Raw genomic sequence first — 18,454 nt, forward strand, 5'->3', positions numbered from 1 at the left:
GGTCGCTCAGCGCTGACGCTTCGGGACGAAGAGCCGCAGATCACTCAGGCCGGCCCGGCGCGCGGCGGGGAGCCCGTCGGCCGTGACGGAGGCCCGGCCGTAGTACGCCCGGTGCTCGTGCTCCACGAGCCCGTCGAGCCGCACCCGGGCGCGCAGCGGCCGCCCCCGCCCGGCCGCCACGTCGCCGGTCGCCTCGGCCACCGGCCCGCCCCAGGACGCCCAGCGCAGCCCGGTCAGCCGCACGGCGCCGGCGATGTCGAGAACGGCGGGGCGGCGCAGCGGCGGGCGGCCCGGCCCCTCGCAGACCTGGACGGACCGGACGGCCGCGGCCGTGGGCACCGGCGCGGGACCGCTCACGTCCAGGCCGCCCGGCTCGGCGCAGGCGGCCAGGAAGGCGGTGGAGAGGAGGGCCACGAGGACGCCGGCGGCGGGGGGTCGTGGCACGGGGTTCCTCGGGGACGGGGGCCGAACGGGCGACGGCATCGGGCCCCGAACAGGGCCATTCGCGTCAAATGTTACCGGTGGGACGGATTCGCCTCCCGAGGTCTTGACGTTCGTGAGTCGTCGGCTCATAGGATCTCGGCGCTCACGTGGCCCGTGCCGTCCATGGAGCCCATGGAACGCGTGCGGTCCACGGAGCCCGTGCAGTCCACGGAGCCCGTGCAGTCCGTGTAGTCCGTGTGGTCCGTGTCCGAAGCCGTAGCCGTCGCCGCTCCGGAGGTCACCCATGCACATCGCCCGCCGCACGATCCTCGGCGCCCTCGCGGGCTCCGCGGCCCTCGGAACCCTGGGCGCCGCGCCCGCGGCGGCCGGGACGCCGGCCGGCGGCGCCGCCGCGGCCGCGCTGGCCCGGCTGCTGCCCCGCCACCGCCGCCAGGTCACCTTCCGGACCCTGCCCCGCCGGGGCGGCGCCGACGCCTTCCGCGTCTCCGGCCCGGCCGGCCGGATCCTCGTCGAGGGCACCACTCCCGCCGTCCAGCTCACCGGCCTCCACCGCTACCTGCGCGAGCGGGCCCACGCGCACTTCTCCTGGGCCGGCGAGCGGACCGACCTGCCGGCCGTCCTCCCGGCCGCCGGCCGCGCCCTCGCCGCGACGGCCAACGTCCGCCACCGCTTCGCGCTCAACGACACCAACGACGGCTACACCGGCCCCTACCGCGGCTGGGACTACTGGGAACGCGAAATCGACGTCCTGGCCCTGCACGGCTTCAACGAGGTGCTCGTCTACGCGGGGGCCGACGCGGTCTACCATCGAACGTTCGTCGAACACGGTTACACGGACGCGGAAGTGCGCGCCTGGGTTCCGGGCCCGGCCCATCAGCCCTGGTGGCTGATGCAGAACATGAGCGCCTACGGCGGCCCGGTCTCGCGGGAACTCCTCGACCGCCGCACCGCCCTCGCCCGGCGGATCGTCCGCCGGCTCCGCGAGCTGGGCATGACCCCGGTGCTCCCCGGCTACTACGGCACCGTCCCGCCCGGCTTCGCCGACCGCCACGACGGGGCCCGCACCGTTCCCCAGGGCGACTGGGCCGGCTTCCGCAGACCCGACTGGCTCGACCCGCGCACCCCGCACTTCGCCGCCGTCGCCCGCACCTTCTACCGCGTGCAGGGCGAACTCCTCGGCGCGACCTCGATGTACAAGATGGACCTCCTGCACGAGGGCGGCACCCCCGGCCCCGTCCCCGTCGGCGCCGCGGCCCGCGCCGTGGAGAAGGCGCTGCGCACGGCCCGACCCGGCGCGATCTGGGCCGTCCTCGGCTGGCAGAACAACCCCCGCCGCGAGATCCTCGACGCCGCCGACCGGTCGAAGATGCTCGTCCTGGACGGCGTCCCCGACCACTACCCGCACGTCACGGACCGCGAGAAGGACTGGGGCGGCACGCCCTACGCCTTCGGCACCATCTGGAACTTCGGCGGGCATACGGCGATGGGCGCCAACGCCCGCGACTGGGTCTCCCTCTACCACCGCTGGCGCACGAAGCCGGGCAGCGCCCTCGCCGGCATCGCCCTCATGCCGGAGTCCGCGGACAACAACCCGGCCGGCCTCGCCCTCTTCTCCGACCTCGCGTGGACGGACGGCCCGGTCGGCCTGGAGGACTGGTTCGCCCGCTGGTCCGTCCAGCGCTACGGAGGCACCGACCGCGCGGCGGCCCGCGCCTGGGGCGTCCTGCGGCGGACGGCGTACGGGACGACACGCGCGGACGGCTGGAGCGAGGCGGCGGACGGGCTCTTCGGGGCCCGGCCGGACCTCGCGGTCGACCGGGCCGGCGCCTGGTCGCCCCGCCGGCTGCGCTACGACGCGGCGGAGTTCGAGAAGGCCCTGCCGGCCCTGCTGGCGGTCTCCCCCGCGCTGCGGCGCAGCTCCGCCTACCGCTACGACCTGCTGGACGTGGCCCGGCAGTGCCTGGCGAACCGCAGCCGCACGCTGCTGCCGCGTGTCAAGGCGGCGTACGAGGCGGGCGACGCGGGGCGCTTCCGCGAACTGACGCGTGACTGGCTCGACTTGATGTCCCTGCTGGAGGAGCTGGTCGCCACGGACGAGCGCCACCTCCTCGGCCGCTGGGTCGCGGAGGCGCGCTCCTGGGGCTCCTCCCCCGCCGAACGCGACCGCCTGGAGCACGACGCCCTCTCCCTCCTCACCGTCTGGGGCCCGCGCCCCTCGGCCGACGGCGGCAAGCTGCACGACTACGCGAACCGCGAGTGGGCGGGCCTCGTCGGCGGCCTCTACCGCCTCCGCTGGACGACCTACTTCACCGAACTGGAAGCCTCCCTCCACGCCTCCCGCACACCCAAACCCATCGACTGGTTCGCCCTGGAAGACCACTGGACCCGCCGGCGTCCCCCCTCCCCCACCCGCCCCCGCGGCGACGTCCTGCAAGTAGCCCGCCGCATCGCCACCCGCCTGTAACCCACCCCGCCTCCTCCCCGGAGGGGGCTCCTTCCACGTTCACCCTTGCTGCGGGGTGCGCGGCGTTGCCGTTGCGCTGCCGCGCGGGGGGCGCGGCTTCGCCGCGCCGGGTCGGGCCGCGTTGCCCGCGGGTGCGGGGCGGGTCGGGGCGAAGCCCCGGACAGGGCGCGGGGTGCGGGGCGGGGCGCCGCCTGGGTGCAGGGGGGGCGGAGCCCCGGGCGGGGTTCGGGAGGCAGGGGCGCAGCCCCGCAGGGGGGCGCAGGGGCACAGCCCCGCCCGGGGCGCAGGGGCGCAGGGGGCGGAGCCCCCGCCCGCCGCGCGGAGCGCAGACCGTCACCCCGGCAGCGCAGGGGCAGAGCCCCACCCGCCGCGCAGCGGCAAAGCTCCGCACATGACGCGGGTTGCAGGGGCCAGCCCCACCGGGGCGCAGGGGCGCAGCCCCGCCCGGGGCGCAGGGGGCGGAGCCCCCGCCCGCCACGCCGAGCGCGGAGTGGTGCCCGGGGTGGCGCAGGGGCGGAGCCCCTGGGGAAACGGGGAAAGGGCGGGGCGGGGAGGGAAGCCCGCTACGCCCGAGACCCGGCGAGCTTCCACTCCCGGTGCAGCCCGGGCAACGGCACCCGCCGCTCGAACAACGGCGTCCCGAATATCTTCAGCTGAAGCTGCAGCGCCCCGTTCAGGTCGACACCCCCGAACGCCCCCCACTTCCCCTCCAGCGACTTCTTCCCGTCACTGGAGACGTCCCCCCGGACCTGCCCCTCGGCCCGCAGGTAGGGCGACAGATTCCCCGTCACCCCGACGGTCCCGTAGAGGCCGACCGCCGCCTCCGCGCCGAGCGCGGCCTTCACCCTGCCGCCCGCCGAGGCGGACGCCTTCACGGGCGAGCCCTTGAGGTCGGCCTTGCTGACGGGTGCCCAGCCCTTCGCCCGGCTGTAGGAGCCGCCGACCTCGAAGCCCCCGGCGACGTTTTGCTTCACATCGACGGTGATCTTGCCGTCGCCGTCGACCTGGAGGTAGCAGGTCAGGTCCGCGTTGACGACGACGGGCACCGGCCCGACCTGGACGACCGGCGTCGCGTGCAGCTTCGCGAAGGGCAGCCGCAGCGGCTTGCCGTTCTCCGTCGAGGCGGCGGCCCGCCCCTTCAGCTCCCAGGCCGCCTTCCAGTCCCCGGACAGCGCCAGCGACGCCGTGCCGGGCGCGCGCCCGTCCGTGCCGCGCCCGTCGTAGGAGAAGTCGACCTCGGGGGCGAGCTGCACGAAGCCGTTCACGGACGCCTTCGCGGAGGCGGGGGCGCCCTTCGCCGTGGCGATGGCCGTCCCGACGTCCACCCGCAGGCTGCCGAGCGGCAGCTTCGCGCCCTGCGGCCCGAAGCGCAGGTCACCGCGCTTGGCCCAGGAGACCTTCACCCCGGGGACGAGCGGCTTGACCGCGACCGCCGACGGGTCGACGGCGACCTTGCCGCCCGCCTTGGCGTCGCCGAGCAGCGCGGGCAGCGTCGCCGGCTCGGTACGGACCTTGGTGCCCTTGGCGGTCGTGCCCTCGACCTTGGTGACCCGGGCGAGGAGGCCGTCCGGGGCGCCGGGCGCGGGCGCGCTGGCGAAGACGTCGCCCACGGCGACGGACTTCGCGGGCGGCGCGGCGGACGGCTTGCCCGACGGCCCCGACGGCCCCCGCTTCCCCGGCGCGGCCGCGAGCACGGCCGTTCCGCTCCTGCGGTCGTAGGAGGCGACCTTCAGCGCCGACTTGTGCGCCCGCTGCTGCCACGGCGCGGGCGACGACGGACGGGCCACGGCGCTCGGCGTGGCGGAGCCCCCGTCGGCGGGGGCGGCGGCGACGCCCATCGGCGCGGCCGCGACGGCCATCTCCTGGGGCGCCTCGGAGGCGGCCGCGGACGGCGCGGCGGCCGGCTCCCCCGCCTTCGCGGAGGAGGAACCGGACGCCGAACACCCGGTCACCGCCAGGGACATGACGGTGAGGGCGGGGAAGAGCGCTCTCTTGCAGGGCTTGCGCACGATGAATCCTCAAGGGGCGGCCCGCGGTCGCCCGCAGGCAAAGGACCAGGCAGAGATCCGGACAAAGATCCGCATGATCCTGTCATGCACGCCGCGACCCAAAGATCCGTTCGAGGCCCCGCGGAGGATGATCTGCGTCACACGTCCAGGGGCCGGTGCACGGACACCGTGCAGGACACCGTGGTCCGCACGGGCAGCTCCAGCGCCCCGACGCGCTCCCGGAGTTCACCGGGGGCGACGTGCCGGGCGCTCGGCCCCATGAGCACCAGCCGCTCCACATCACCGGCGCCGAGGACGGCGGTGTGCTCGTGCGCGTACCGCCCGTCGGCGCGGAACCGCCCGCCGAGCGCCCGCTCCAGCCGGTCCTCCTTGTCCGCGTCCACGTCCAGCAGCCCCAACGGGCCGCGCAGCTCGGCCAGATGCGCCGGCGTCGGCGTGACGACGACCAGCGCCCCGCCGGGCCGCAGCACCCGGCGGAACTCCTCGCCGTTGCGCGGCGCGAAGACGTTGAGGACGACGTCCACCGACCCGCTCCGCACCGGCAGCGGCCGCCACACGTCCCAGGTCGCCGCCCAGGCCCTCGGATGGCACCGCGCCGCCTGCCGCAGCGCGTACTTGGACGCGTCCAGCCCCAGCCCGACGGCCCCGGGCAACGCGTCGAGGACGGCGGCGAGATAGTGCCCGGTGCCGGCGCCGGCGTCCAGCACGGTCCCGCCGCCGAGCGACGCGACGACCCGGGCGAGCGTCCCCGCCAGCGGCTCGTAGTGCCCGGCCCCCAGGAACGCGGCGCGCGCCCGCACCATGTCGGCCGTGTCCGCCGTTCCCGCCTTCATGTTGCCGGTGAGCAGGCCGACGTACCCCTGGCGGGCGATGTCGAACGAGTGCCGCGCCGGGCAGCGCAGCGACCTGCCGTCCACGGCCAGCCGCTCCCCGCAGTGCGGGCACGTCAGGACGTCGAGGAGCCGGGAGACGGGCATGGGGTGGGATCCTCCGGGAAAGTGCTGGCCAAAGAAGCTAGCACGGGGGCGTTTTCGGCCCGTCCGAGGGCTGTCGTACGGTGGACGGCGGTGTCGTCGTACGCACGGGTGTTCAGCTGTCACGGAAGGTTGTCACGCGGTTTGAAAGACGATAAGGGCAGCATGACCGCGAACCGCGAACCGCGAACCGCGAACCGCGAACCGCGAACCGCGAACCGCGAACCGCGAACCGCGAACCGCCCCTCCGCCCGTCCCGCGCCCGCTCCGCGTCCCCGTCGGCCCCGACGCCCACCGGTGGAGCACCCTCCCCCTCGACCGCACGCTCGTCGTGGCCGCCCGCACCGTCACCTCCACGGTCCGCGCCCTCGAGGTGCTGCCGTCCCTCCTGCGCGACGACCCCCGCGTCAGCGTCGTCTTCGCGCACGACCCCACCTCGGCCTTCGGTGACGGCGTCCTCGACCTCCTCCACGACGCGGGCTGCCGCGTCATGCCGTGGCACCAACTGGCGGACGCCGACCCCGACGCGATCCTCACCGCGAGCGAGAACGTCGACGTCCCCGACGGCGACTGCCCGGTGCTCGTCCTGCCGCACGGCATCGGCTTCCAGAAGCTCGTCCCGGACTCCCGGAGCGCCGGAACCCGGCTCTCGGGCGTCGTCCCGGACGCCCTGCTCGCCTCCGGCCGCGCCTGGCTCGCCGTCTCGCATCCGGACCAGGAGAAGCAGCTCCTCACCGCCCACCCGGAGACGTCCGGCCGGACGCTGCTGATCGGCGACCCCTGCCTGGACGACCTCGCCCGCGGTCTGCCGGAGGCCGCCGCCCACCGCCGCGCGCTCGGCGTCCGCGACGGGCGGCGGCTGGTCGTCGTCAGCTCCACCTGGGGGCCGACGTCGCTGCTCGGCCGCGACCCCGGACTGCCCGCCCGGCTGCTCGCGGAGCTGCCGTACGACGAGTACCGGGTGGCGGCCGTCCTGCACCCCAACGTCCGGGCGGCGCACGGGGAGTGGCGCATACGCTCCCTCCTGGCGCCGGCCCTGGAATCCGGGCTGCTGCTGATGCCGCCGGTGCACGCGTGGCGGTCGGCGCTGGTCGCGGCGGACGCGGTGGTCGGGGACCACGGTTCGGTCACGCTCTACGGGGCGGCGCTGGGCAAGCCGGTGCTGCTGGCCGCGTTCGGCGAGGACGCGGTGCCGGGCACGGCGGGGGCCCTGCTGGGCCGGACGGCGCCGCGCCTGGACGCGCACGGCGACCTGCGGGCCCAGGTCGAGGAGGCCGTCGCGGCCCACACGCCCCGGCGCCACGCCGGGGCCGCCGGCCTGGCCTTCGCCGACCCCGGCCAGGCGCACGCCCGTCTGCGGACCGCCCTCTACCGGCTGCTGCGCCTGCCGGAACCGCCGTCCGCGCCGCTCCCGCTCCCCCCGCCCCCGGCGTCCGTCCCGTCGGCGGCCGTCTCCTCGTGGACGGTCGTGACGACGGCGGGGACGACGGGCGGCCCGGCGGCGGAGCCGCTGGTCACCGTCCGCCGCCACCCCGCCGCGGCGGCCGGCGCCCGCCCGGAGACCGGGGACGCGTTCGTCCACCTCGCGTGCGACGCGGAGACGGAACGGGACCACCGGCTGACGGCCGGCGCGTCCGTCCTCGTCCGCCACGCCCCCGCGGCGACTGCGGTCGAGGCGCGCCGCTGGATCCGCGGGACCCTCGACCGGTACCCCGGCTGCCTGCTGGCCACCGTGCCGCTGGCGGACGGCGGCGCGCTGACCGGGATCCGCGACCGCGGCACGGTCGCGACGACGGTCGCGGGCCGGGGCCTCGCCGCCGACCCGGGCCCGGCGGCGGCCGTCGTCTACACCTGTCTGCGCGCGGGCCTCCCGCTGGACGACCGCTTCGTGACCCTGCGGGCCGGCGGCACGGAGGCGACGGTGACGCTCCGCCTCGCCTGAGGGGACGAGGGGACGTCAGACTCCCAACCGCCGTGCCCACGCCCGCAGTTCGCCCGCCTCTCCGCTGCCGCCCGCCTCGTGGATCTCCAACGCCCGTGCGACGTGCGGCAGTACCGCGCCCGGCGCGACCCCCGCGTCCTCCAGCGCGCGGGCGAGCCGGAGCCGCACCCGCGCCTCGTAGTACGCGGCCCCCACCGCCTCCAGCTCCCCGGCCGCCTCCGTCCACGCCGCGACGGCCGCGGCGGAATCCCCGGCGTGCCCGTACGCGTCCCCCAGCGCGGCCGTCGCCCGCGCCGCCATCCGCCGGTCCGGGACGGCCAGGCCCGACAGGCCCTCCCGCGCCGCCCGCAGCGTGCGCAGCGCCTCGTCGGTGCGGCCCGCCGCGTCCTGCGCGCAGCCGAGGAAGTACGTGGCGATGGCCACGCCCCGCGGCTCGCCCGCCTCCAGGTTGAGCTCGACGGAGCGCCGGTAGGCGGCGATCGCCCGCGGCGGGTCGAAACGGTCCCAGTAGCGCCCGCCGAACTCCGCGACGGACGCCCGCAGCACCGTGTGCCCCGACACCTCCGCACACGCCTCCGCCTTCTCCAGCTCCTCCCGCGCCCGCTCGTACGCCTCCAGGTCCATGAGCGGCCGCGACAGCAGGCTGCGCAGCCGGGCCTCGGCCGCCGGGACGAAGGCGTCGGCGGCCGAGGCGGCGCCCAGCTCCAGCGACTCCCGCCACTCCGAGAGGTGGCGGCGGTTGAGGAAGAGCACCGTGAACACCTCGGCGAGCTGCCAGACGTGGCGGTGCAGCCCGTCCCGGCGCGCCTGCCGCAGGACGGCGAGGATGTTGTGCCGCTCGGCGTCCAGCCAGGCCAGCGGCGACGGACCGGCGTCCCCCGCGAACGGGTCCGCGACGTCCCGCAGGAACGCGTCGAGTTCGGCGATCCGCAGCCGGTCCCGCCGGACGGCCAGGTCGGCGAAGGCGGTGAGCGCGAGGTAGTGGGTGGTGACGCGCTCGACGACGGCCCGCCGCACCGGCTCGGGCTCCTCGTCCTCCGCGCGCTCCCGGGCGTGCAGCCGCACGAGGTCGTGGAAGCGGTGGCGCCCGTCGCCGGCCGCGTCCAGCAGGCTCGCCCCGGCCAGCGCGCGGAGCAGCGCCTCCGCCTCCGCGACGCCGACTCCCGCCGCCGCGGCGGCCGTTCCCGCGTCGAAGGTCCGGCCGGGGATCAGGCCCCACAGGCGGTACGCGCGGGCCGCGTCGGGCGGCAGCCCCCGGTAGGCGATCGACAGGACCGCGGACACGGAGCGCTCCTCCCGCAGCGACAGACCGGTCAAACGGCGCGTCTCGTCGGCCAGTTCACCGGCGAGCCGGCCCATGGTGAGCCCCGGCTCCACCGCCAGCCGGGCGGCCACCACGGCGAGCGCCTCCGGGAGGCCCCCGCACAGGCCGACCAGCCGCTCGGCCGCCTCGCGCTCGGCCGCCACGGCGGCCTCCCCGCACCGGTCGGCGAGCAGCGCCAGCCCGCTCTCCGCGTCCAGCGGCGGTACGGGCACCAGCCGCGCCCCGTCGAGAACCAGCTCCCCGAGCCGCCCGGTGCCGATCGCCAGCACCGCGCTGCCCGGCTCCTTGGGTAACAGGACCCGCACCTGCGCGGGCAGGCTCACGTTGTCGAGCACCACGAGCAGGCACCGGCCGGCGGTGCAGGACCGGAAGCGGTTCCGGCGCTCCTCCAGGGAGGCGGGCAGATAGTCCTCCTCCACCCCGAGCGAGCGCAGCGCCCGCCCCAGGGCCTCGTGGGCGTCGCCGTCAAGCTCCGCGAAGTCGATGTAGAGCTGCCCGCCGGGGAAGCGGTCCCGCACCCGCGCGGCCCACTCCCCCGCGAGCGTCGTCTTGCCGACGCCGGGCAGCCCCGACAGCACGTCCAGCCCGACGCGGGCACCCGCACCGGTGCCGAGCAGCGCCAGCTCGCGCTCGTGGTTGACGCACCGGACGGTGGGCGCCGGCACCTCGTCCGGCCGCGCCACCGGCGCCCGTTCCGCAAGCCGGAAGGTGATCCCGCCGAAGATCTGCCCCGCCTGGACGCTCGGCCCGTGCACGGTCCCGGACAGCTCGTTGCGGACGCTCCCGCTCACCGCTCCGCCCCGGGCGGCGGCGTCCTGATGTCGAACCTGAGCCCCGAGAAGTTCTCCCCCTGGACGACGGGCCCGTACTGCGTACCGCCGCTGACGCTGTTGTGCACCCTCGGCACGCTCCCGCCGTCCGGGGCCAGTTCGGCGAGCAGCCGCCGCAGGTCCTCCGCGGCCGCCGGGTCGTCGCGCAGCGCCCGGCGCAGCCGCTCCCGCCAGCGCTCCTCGATCACGGCGGCACCGCCCGGCCCGGCGGCCAGTTCCCCGGCGTCGCGCCCCAGCTCGTCGTCCACCGCCGCCTCGTCGTCCCCGCCCCGGGCGAAGAACCGCGCCACCCGCGCCCGCGCCTGCGACCAGGCGTCCGTCACCATCAACCCCACCAGCGTCGTCGCGCCCGACGCCGCCAGCTCCGCCAACTCGGCCTCCATCGGACCCCCTCGCCGTCCCGCCCCGGTCGTCCCGCCCCACGGTAGAGAGCGGCGGATCACTTGGGTAGACCGTCCGCCCGCCCCCGCCCGACGGCCGGCCATCCCCGTGACGCGCACCACACCCGCCAACCGCCGCCCGGCACGCCCCCGTTCGCCGCGCGGAACGCCAAGAGCCCGCCCGATCCAGTGGATCGGGCGGGCTCCCGGGTGTTGGTTGTGGGGTGTTCACGAGAGGGCCTGACGTGCAGTGATTCAGCCCCATGAAGATCGTTCCCCACCCCGCTGTAGATCACTTCCCATTCCTCCGGGGTCCAGAGAGCGGCGAACGCGGCGATGGGCCGCACAGGAATCCGTGCGGCCCATCGCCGTCCAAGCCGTACGGCCCAGCTCGGTGGTCACGTTGCGTTGCCGACCACCGGTCCCACCAAGAGCACAGTCAGCTGCTGTTGGTGCGGTGGTGGGTTGCTCGCTGAAGCCGACCGAGGTGGACGGCCTGCGTGATGCCCATTCCCCAGAAGGCGGCCGTGACCCATGCCGGTATCGCCTGCGCATCGGATCCGCCCAACAGCATCTGGATGAGCACCACGGCCGCGACTCCGGGCAGCAGCGCCAAGGCGTCCGTGAAGGCTTCCAGGCGGGCCATGCGGCTGCGCACTCCTCGGTGCGTGAGATACACGTCCAGGCCCAGGGAGGCTGTGCAGAACACTGCAACGCCTGTCCATAACCACCAGTTCACAGGAAACACCCCTTCTGCTGCCGCGTTCTCCGTCATGATGGCAGAGGTGCAGGCTGTGTTAGTCGCAGCCGTTGCTGTAGACGCCCGGGATGAAGATGCCGGCGGCGAACTTGATCTTCAGGCAGTAGCCGTCGCCGCGGGCTTCGACGGCCTTGGCCGAGACCAGCGCGGCGTTGACCGAGTACAGCGCGTTCAGGGGCGGCGGCAGGAATTTCGTGGATATGGCTGCGGTCGCTCCGTAGATGGCGATGTTCTTCGTCTCGGACTTGGTGAAGTATGCGGTGCCGGTGACGTTGCCCCAGGTGATCTTGGGGTCGGCCACGACGGGGAAGGCCGTGTCCTTGTTGGTCTCGATGTGCTGGGTGAGCGTGTTGCCCTCGAGCTTGTAGCTGGTGGCGACGGGCTTGCCGTTCGCGTCCTTGGCCCAGGGAGCCTCGATGGCGCCGACCATGACGCTCTTGCCGCCCGCTGTGGTGCGGGAGACGTGGTATCCACCGTCGGCGTCGGGCAGGACCAGGGCGCCCTCGGGGAGGTTGAGGGCGAAGCGCTGGTCCGTGGACGCGGCCGAGTCCTTGAGGGTGACCAGGGTGCGGGCACCACCGTCGACGGTGGGCTGGACGGCGAGGTCGGTGGACCGGGCGACACCGGAGTAGACGACAGTGCCGGCACCGGCCTTGACGCCGGCAACGCTCTTGGCGTTCTCCAACTGCAGGCCCAGGGAGGTCCCGTCCGCCGCGGCCGCCTTGACCTGTCCGGCGGAAGAGGCGGGGGCGGTGACCGTGATGCGGCCCGCTTCAGTGCTGGTGGTGGCCTGAGCCGCGGCTCCGGCAGACGCCGTGGAAGAGGCAACGTCGTTGGTCCCGCTCGCCTTCTCCACGACCGAGACAGCACGTGCAGTGTCGTTGGGGGCGCCGTCGGCAAAGGCGGGCGACGCCGAACCCACGAGGGCCAAGGCAGCCACGAGGGACGCAGCAGACATCACACTGTTAAGAGCAGATCTACGAACCATGCGCACAAGCCACTCCAAGAATCGAGATGACAGCCTGGGTCGGCAGAAGGTGCGGCCCGGCTGCGTTAGCGATCAAGAAACTAGATGGCCGACGCAATCAGCCCAAGTGCCGTACCGCAGTACAGGCCATTTGGGGACCCCTGCTCACGTGGGCAATCCACCCAACGGACCCAGGTCTTCCGCATCGGGGCTCGCGCGTCGACGCCTCCGCCTCCGGGCAACCCGCATGCACCTCCGCGCAGTTGCCGTCTCGGTCAGCTCTTCCAGGAAGGCCGCGTCTCGATCAGGCGTGACGAACGGAAAGCAATCACAGTGCGACCGAAAGTAACTGCATGGCCAAGAATGCCCTCTTGCCGCGCCGAGCTCCGCCAGACAACGGAACTCAGGGCGGCCGGCGACGGACCGGGCCTGCCAGTACGCCCCGGCCGACGACTGTCGCCTCCGAACAGTGCCGCCGGGAGTGGGACCCGGGTGCTCAGGAACCGGGAGCGGGAGGTGGTTCCTTCACCCAGGTCAGCGTCGCCGATCGCAGGACGAAGCGAGCCCTGGGGTTGCAAGGGCAACAGATCCGACCTGCATGGCGTGATCTTCACCAGTCCACGCACGGACGGTAACGAGCGGAGCTTGAGCCGTTGTTGTCGTTTGGGATCTTTGGCGATCAGCCCCTGCGATCTTGGACGGGCTCCCCTACGGCGTGGGTGGGGTTCCGGCTGCCCTGAGGCAGGGCCTCAAGGGGGGCGTTGTCGAGAGAGCGCGTCACCGACGCTTCTTGATCCAGGTGATCAAGGCCGCGACTCCCAGGGGCACAACAACTGCCGCTTTCGCCGCAAGCTTCGCCGACAACCATCCGGTCCCGGGGGTCAACCAACCCAGCCACCAGGCAAGGGCTGCCAGCAGCCCAGCAGCCACCAGCGCGCCGACTGCGAACAGCACGCTCCGAAGACCGCCGCTGCCTCGTAACTCTCGTTTCCCTTCGCTCATGAGGGCGACTATAGGGGCATGCCGGAATGCTTCATTCCTGGACTGCCCGGTCCGACAGCCGACCGAGGCCGGGCCCGGCCGGCAGGTGTCAGGCTCCGCCACGAAGCGAGCAGCCGCACGTGCGCAGTCGCTACCGCACTGACCACACGAACGAGGTGCATCAGGTCTTCGGATGCGCGGGAACGACATGCCAGGTCTTGCAACTGTCTTGCACAGTTGGCGAATTGGCTGCCAGGTGCGGCTGGCGTTGCCTACGATGGCTGCCGTTGCATGGGCAGCCAGGTATCGGGAGGGAGCGGATGGGCTCCGTCGACACAGATGAGGTAGCCGCGGTACCAGGGCTGCGGGCAGCTGTCGGTTTCTACTCCGGCAAGGTCGGGCGGCTGCTGCAGAGGAAGTCGGAGCTCGAAGCCGAACTCGCCCTTGTCGCCGCGGAGGTGGCGAAGGTATCCGCCACCCGTGACCAGTTGCGTGAGGCGCTTGAGGAGATCCTCGCGGATGCTCCGCCACCCGTGAACGAAGAAACAGCCCCGGACGGCCCCGCGGGGGACGGCTCCCCGCAGACGGAGTCCGGGCCCAATACGGACCCGCCTCCCGGACAACAGGACAGGGCACCGGCCGATGACGATCCACCGCCTCCCCGGACAGAGGTTGCCGCAGGCCAGCGGACCGCGACGGGCGAGTTGATGGAGGCGGTCGAGCGGATTCTGGTGACTGCTGGGCGGTCGATGCCGGTGCGGGACATCACGGAGGCGCTCGGGCGGCCGACCCGGGGGAAGGCAGGGCGGGGGCCCCTCGCGACGGTCCGCGGGACGTGCAAGCGGCTGGTGAAGAACGGCCGGGTCGTCGAGGAGCCGGTGGGCATGTTCGCCGTCGCCAGGGCCAACGGCTCACCGACGAAGGAGGCCGCCTAACGAGAGCCTGTTCATTGGGTGTTCCCTCCCCCTCGGCGGGGGAGGGAACCAGCTCCCTGAGGTGGCACCCTCGTACGGGAGCGCGGCGTGGTCCCGTTCGCAGTGGCTCACGCACTCCCGAGGCTAGAGCAACTGGGCTCGCCTCGGGGGCGCGTGGCCTATTTTGTCGCCCCTTCGGCCGCCGATGCCGGGGGGCGGAAGGGCTGTTTTCCATGCGTACGGCGCATTCCTCCCCCGGGCGGGTAGAGGGTGACGGCGAGGAAGTTCTCCAGGCGGGCGACGGTGGCGATGTCGGGCCAGCAGCGGCCGGCGATCAGGTCGGCGATGGCCTGCCGGTTGACTCCCGACCCTTCGGCGGCCCGCCGCAGACTGCGGCCCTGGTCCGCCAGGGTGGTGGCGAGGGTGCGGGCGATGTCCTGGACGACGGCGGCGGCGGGGTCGTCGATGAGGGCGTGGGGCCAGGTTTCCGGATCGCGGGCAAGATCGCGCGGCGGCCTGCTGCGGGTCAAACCTCCGACCATGTTGATGCACTCCTCTCGGTGAAGATCGGCTTCGATGCCTTCACCGGCTGCTTGTCCAGCCGATTTGGTTGGACCGTGACGTTGAGCCCTGAGGTTTCCCGGCGGATCCGCGACTACCGTCCCCGTCTGCCACACCGGCGGTGGGCGCCGGTCGCCGACCAGGTCAGAGCGACGGTGGCCGCGGCGGCTCCTGCCACCTGCTACGAGGCGGGGCATCTGCTGCATGTGGTGGGGCGGCTGGCGGTGTGGGCGGACGGCTGCGGGCTCCCGCGGGATCCCGGGGTGTGGATGCGGACCGAGACGATCGACGCGTTCGTGCTGTCGGGCTGTGCCGGCATGGACGGCTCCACCGTGCAGACCTACCGCTCCTGGCTGCGGCGGGTGCGTGAGGCCCTGGTGTGGGTGCAACGCGGTGAGGCGCCCGCTGCACGGCTGTCCTCGCCGCGCGACCCACAGCCTCCTTACGAGCGCGGGGAGTTGTCGCGGTTGCGGGCCTGGGCGGCCCAACTGCCGGGACAGGCCCGGCTGGACGGCCTGGCGCTGATGGCGCTGGGTGCCGGATGCGGCCTGGCACCCGGCGAGGTCCCCCGGGTCCGGGGCAGCCACATCCGCGTCACCACATCCGGCGTCGCGGTGCTGGACCAGGAGATGCTCGGCCGGCTGGTGGCCTGCCACACCGGATGGGAGACCGTGCTCGCCGAGCTGAGGGAGACGGCGGGGGCGGGTTTCCTGTTCCGGCCGGGCCGGAAGGTGGCGGCGGCGAAGAACCTCGTCTCGTCCTGGCCGCACCGTCACCGCCCGCATGCCGGTCTCCCGCCGCTGTCGGCCCGCCGGCTGCGGTCGACCTGGATCGTCCGGCTGCTGGCCGAAGGTGTCAGCCCGGCGGTTGTCGCATCGGCGGCGGGCATGGTCTCCCCGGCCGGCCTGGCCCCCTATCACCGCTGGGTCCCGCCGCTGACGGACAAGGAGGTCGTCCGGCTCCTGCGCGGTCGCCGCCGGTGAGGCCCCGGCCCGAAGGTGAGGAGCTGGCGGCACGGTTGCTGCGGCCAAGGCTCCGTCCCGGCCGGCTGACCGAGATACCCGACTCCAAGGTCGGGCAGCTGCTGTCGGTGCTGGACCGCTCCGGCCTGCCCCAGCGGCTGGAGGAGCTGTTGGACGGCCGTCCGGGGCCGCCGGGCGTGCGGCCGCGCACGGTGCTGGCCGGGCTGATGCTCGCCGTCTACTACACCGGGCGGGCCACCGTCGCCGAAGCGTGGCGGATACTGCATTTCCGCCTGCGGCCAACAGCCCGCGTCTGGCTGGGCATTCCCCAGGCGCCGCCGGGCTCGGCCCGGGAGTGCGTCGCTGCCAGCCGCCGTCTCTACCGGGGTCTGGACCGCATCACCACGGTCCTGGACCCGGCCCGCTGCGACCGGCGCCGACGCCTGCCCCAGGCGGACGCCGATGCCCACGCGGCGGCATGGGACACCCCGGCCGGACGCCAGGCTGCCGGCCGTCTGCAGAAGCTGGCCAACGACCTCGTCCTGACTCCGGTCAGAATCGCCCAGCAGCGCGGGCACTTGCGCGGCTGGCGCGGCGACATCGGAGTCGACGCGACCGCCATCCCCGTCCTGGCCAAGCCCGACAGCGAGTTCTCCGGCACGGCCTCGGTCGAGATCACCGCGGGTTTGCACTTCAGCGGCGGCTCCGACGAAGGCGTCTTCGGTTACAGCGCCACCTTCCTCGTCGCCGCCCACACCCGCCCCGCACACGTCACCGGGACGACCCCGGCGAAGACGACGGCCTACCCGCAGCTGTGCCTCGGCCTGGTCCTGGACACCCCCACCGTCCGCACCGGCCCCAACGCGATCACCCTGCTGCGGCAGCTGGACGAACTCCAGCTGCCCAAAGGCACCTGCGCGGCCGACCGCGCCTACACCGGATGTAGCCCACAGCACTTCCAGGTCCCCGCCCGCCGCCTCGGCTACCGCCTCGCCCTCGACTACAAGGTCAAGGAACGGGGACTCCAGGGCACCTGGCAAGGGGCTCTCCTGGTCGACGGCTCGCTCGCCTGCCCGCGCATGCCCACCGCACTGGTCGAGGCCACACACGGCGCGGACGACAAGGCCGTACGCATCCGCAGCGACGAACTCAAGGAAGCCATCGCACAACGCCGGCCGTACTTCCTCAAACTCAAGGAGAGCGCCGACGCCCGGGGCACCGTCCGGCTGCAGTGCCCGGCCGCCGGTCCGTCCCCATCGGTGAACTGCCCCCGCCGCAACCGCCTCCGCCCCAACCAGCCACGCTCCTCCGGGCCGCCCCCGACGGTGGTCAACCTGGCCGATACCCGGTCCCGGGCCGCTCATCCCGCCGCCCGGCCCACGGTCCAGCTCCCCGACAACGAGTGGCTCGACCTGCCCCCTCAAGAAGACCTGCCTGCCGTCTGCGGGGCATCCGCCATCAGCGTCCCCGCCGACGCCCGCGGCGACCTGAAGACCGCGAAGTACCGGCAGGACACGCACTACCTCAGCCCCACCTGGGACCACACCTACAAACCCATCCGCTCCCACAACGAAGGCATCAACGGCCGCCTCAAGAGCGGTGACATGGACATCGGCAACCCGAAACACCGGCCCGCCCCCGGACAGGTCACCCAGACCCTCCTGATCGCCATCATGACCACCATCGGGAACCTGGACATCCTGGAAACCTGGCTCTACCAACACACCGGGGCCACCCTCGACAACGACACCGGCCTCAGCCGCGAACCCCACGGCACTCCCGGGCCAGATCACCCAGCAGCCCAACCACCGGGAAACACCGGACGGCCGCCCCCGCGCGTCACCTGACCCACGCACACGACAACGACAAAGCAGCACCGCCAGCCCCGGCCACCCGGGGCCCGCCCCCCTGCCCTCACAACGGCAAGTCGGCGCATCAGAAGGCTGATACCCCCACCACGCCGCCATCCACCACCCCGAACAGACATCGAACGGCCCCTGGAAACGCAGAAATCCCGCCCGATCAAAACGATCAGACGGGATTTCATCAACCGATCCTGAGCTAACTCAAGAACGGCCCGTTGTGGACCTGAGGGGATTTGAACCCCTGACCCCCTCGATGCGAACGAGGTGCGCTACCGGACTGCGCCACAGGCCCTTGCAACGAGTGAAACTCTAGCACCCCGACGGCCAGGAAGAAAATCGCCCTCCGGCCGCCCCCTCGCAGGTCAGGGCGTGGGGGCCGGAAGGCGCGTCAGCCGTTGGCCGCGCGCGGGTGGTCCTCGTCGGCGTACTGGTCGAAGAGCGGGGTGCGGCCGCGCTCGCGCGGGCGGCGGCGGGGCGGCGGCGCGGCGGTCCTCGGCCGGCTTGCGGTCGAGGCCGGCTCGGCGGTGCTGGAGCGGGCGGCGCTCCAGGTGTCCGGCGCGCCCAGCTCGGCCGCGCCGCCGGCGCGGGGGGCGACGGGCGGTGACGTACGTGGGCAGCGGACGGGCACCGGCTCCCAGCCGTCCTCGCCCTCGGTGCCGCGGTCGCGCTGCTGGTCCACCACTCGGCGTGGTCGGTCTGCTCGACGAGGGGCGGCGGCCCGCGCTGGGGACGGGGGCGCCGGCGCCTCACCGGCGGCGGGGGCCGGATGCCGGACGGTGTCGGAGGGGGCGGGGGCGGCGACGGTCGTGGGGTCCGCCGCCTGGTGAGGGCGGGCGCGGCCCTCCCGCAGCCGCTGGGCGGCCAGCTCGGCGCGGCGCTGGTCCATGACGAAGGCGAACCGCCGCCGCTCCTGGATCCGCAGGTAGCAGATGTACGCGCTGAGGAGCACCGCCGGGATGCCCGGGGCCCACAGGAACGCCACCCCGCCCACGCCCGCGACGACCGCGCCGAGGGTGAAGGCGAGGAAGAGGACGACGGTGGTGCGGCGCCGGCGGGCGAGCACCTTGGACCGGCGCG

General features: G+C 74.0%; 14 protein-coding genes, 1 tRNA gene and 1 pseudogene. 5 read left to right on the plus strand and 11 right to left on the minus strand.

All coding sequences use genetic code 11. The annotated features are described in order from the left end of the window. Positions 1 to 6 precede the first annotated feature (6 nt). Positions 7 to 444 carry a hypothetical protein gene (locus AC230_RS00750; RefSeq protein WP_157868465.1) on the minus strand — a complete coding sequence of 146 codons (438 nt, stop codon included), beginning with the start codon at positions 442 to 444 and terminating at the stop codon, positions 7 to 9. Positions 445 to 727: 283 nt separating this feature from the next. On the opposite strand from AC230_RS00750, the gene AC230_RS00755 reads away from it, so the two are divergent. Beyond that, positions 728 to 2,908 (plus strand): alpha-N-acetylglucosaminidase, encoded by a 2,181-nt coding sequence (locus tag AC230_RS00755; protein WP_049713954.1) that lies wholly within the window; start codon positions 728 to 730, stop codon positions 2,906 to 2,908. A gap of 563 nt (positions 2,909 to 3,471) precedes the next feature. Here AC230_RS00755 and AC230_RS00760 read toward each other — a convergent pair. Next, positions 3,472 to 4,917 carry a hypothetical protein gene (locus tag AC230_RS00760; protein ID WP_049713955.1) on the minus strand — a complete coding sequence of 482 codons (1,446 nt, stop codon included), beginning with the start codon at positions 4,915 to 4,917 and terminating at the stop codon, positions 3,472 to 3,474. 137 nt (positions 4,918 to 5,054) lie between these two features. Then, positions 5,055 to 5,894: a putative RNA methyltransferase gene (locus AC230_RS00765; protein ID WP_049713956.1), complete on the minus strand. Its 840-nt coding sequence runs from the start codon at positions 5,892 to 5,894 to the stop codon at positions 5,055 to 5,057. 328 nt (positions 5,895 to 6,222) lie between these two features. Between AC230_RS00765 and AC230_RS00770 the strand changes: the two genes are divergently transcribed. Beyond that, the gene (locus tag AC230_RS00770) at positions 6,223 to 7,833 is read left to right on the plus strand and encodes a hypothetical protein (RefSeq protein ID WP_049713957.1); all 1,611 of its coding nucleotides are present in this window, start codon (positions 6,223 to 6,225) and stop codon (positions 7,831 to 7,833) included. A gap of 15 nt (positions 7,834 to 7,848) precedes the next feature. Here AC230_RS00770 and AC230_RS00775 read toward each other — a convergent pair whose 3' ends face one another. The 5 genes from AC230_RS00775 to AC230_RS32330 all read right to left on the minus strand — a co-directional run bounded on the left by AC230_RS00775 (position 7,849) and on the right by AC230_RS32330 (position 13,096). After that, a complete protein-coding gene (locus tag AC230_RS00775) occupies positions 7,849 to 9,948 on the minus strand; it encodes a hypothetical protein (RefSeq protein ID WP_049713958.1) in 2,100 nt (699 codons plus the stop codon). Next, the gene (locus tag AC230_RS00780) at positions 9,945 to 10,370 is read right to left on the minus strand and encodes a hypothetical protein (RefSeq protein ID WP_049713959.1); all 426 of its coding nucleotides are present in this window, start codon (positions 10,368 to 10,370) and stop codon (positions 9,945 to 9,947) included. Before AC230_RS00780 ends, AC230_RS00775 begins: the two co-directional genes overlap by 4 nt. 436 nt (positions 10,371 to 10,806) lie before the next feature. Then, positions 10,807 to 11,076, minus strand: a complete 270-nt coding sequence (locus AC230_RS00785; protein WP_198535367.1) for a hypothetical protein — start codon at positions 11,074 to 11,076, stop codon at positions 10,807 to 10,809. Between the two features lie 88 nt (positions 11,077 to 11,164). Further along, positions 11,165 to 12,085 carry a hypothetical protein gene (locus AC230_RS00790; RefSeq protein ID WP_157868466.1) on the minus strand — a complete coding sequence of 307 codons (921 nt, stop codon included), beginning with the start codon at positions 12,083 to 12,085 and terminating at the stop codon, positions 11,165 to 11,167. A 786-nt stretch (positions 12,086 to 12,871) separates the two neighbouring features. Then, positions 12,872 to 13,096: a hypothetical protein gene (locus AC230_RS32330; RefSeq protein WP_157868467.1), complete on the minus strand. Its 225-nt coding sequence runs from the start codon at positions 13,094 to 13,096 to the stop codon at positions 12,872 to 12,874. Between the two features lie 299 nt (positions 13,097 to 13,395). Here AC230_RS32330 and AC230_RS00795 point away from each other — a divergent pair, with 299 nt between their 5' ends. Beyond that, the gene (locus AC230_RS00795; RefSeq protein WP_049713962.1) at positions 13,396 to 14,010 is read left to right on the plus strand and encodes a hypothetical protein; all 615 of its coding nucleotides are present in this window, start codon (positions 13,396 to 13,398) and stop codon (positions 14,008 to 14,010) included. Between the two features lie 158 nt (positions 14,011 to 14,168). On the opposite strand, the gene AC230_RS00800 is transcribed toward AC230_RS00795, so the two are convergent. Then, the gene (locus AC230_RS00800) at positions 14,169 to 14,519 is read right to left on the minus strand and encodes a helix-turn-helix domain-containing protein (protein ID WP_206743340.1); all 351 of its coding nucleotides are present in this window, start codon (positions 14,517 to 14,519) and stop codon (positions 14,169 to 14,171) included. A gap of 87 nt (positions 14,520 to 14,606) precedes the next feature. Between AC230_RS00800 and AC230_RS00805 the strand changes: the two genes are divergently transcribed. Further along, entirely contained in the window at positions 14,607 to 15,533 is a 927-nt protein-coding gene (locus AC230_RS00805; protein WP_241833016.1) for a hypothetical protein, read from the plus strand. A 35-nt stretch (positions 15,534 to 15,568) separates the two neighbouring features. Further along, positions 15,569 to 17,359: a hypothetical protein gene (locus AC230_RS00810; RefSeq protein WP_078870844.1), complete on the plus strand. Its 1,791-nt coding sequence runs from the start codon at positions 15,569 to 15,571 to the stop codon at positions 17,357 to 17,359. A gap of 236 nt (positions 17,360 to 17,595) precedes the next feature. Here the strand turns inward: AC230_RS00810 and AC230_RS00815 are convergent. Continuing rightward, positions 17,596 to 17,669: transfer RNA gene (locus AC230_RS00815), tRNA-Ala, on the minus strand. A 96-nt stretch (positions 17,670 to 17,765) separates the two neighbouring features. Beyond that, positions 17,766 to 18,454 (minus strand): annotated as a pseudogene (locus AC230_RS00820) (hypothetical protein); the annotation flags it as partial.

The sequence above is a fragment of the Streptomyces caatingaensis genome (genome assembly GCF_001187435.1).
GTDB classification, from domain to species: Bacteria; Actinomycetota; Actinomycetes; order Streptomycetales; family Streptomycetaceae; genus Streptomyces; species Streptomyces caatingaensis.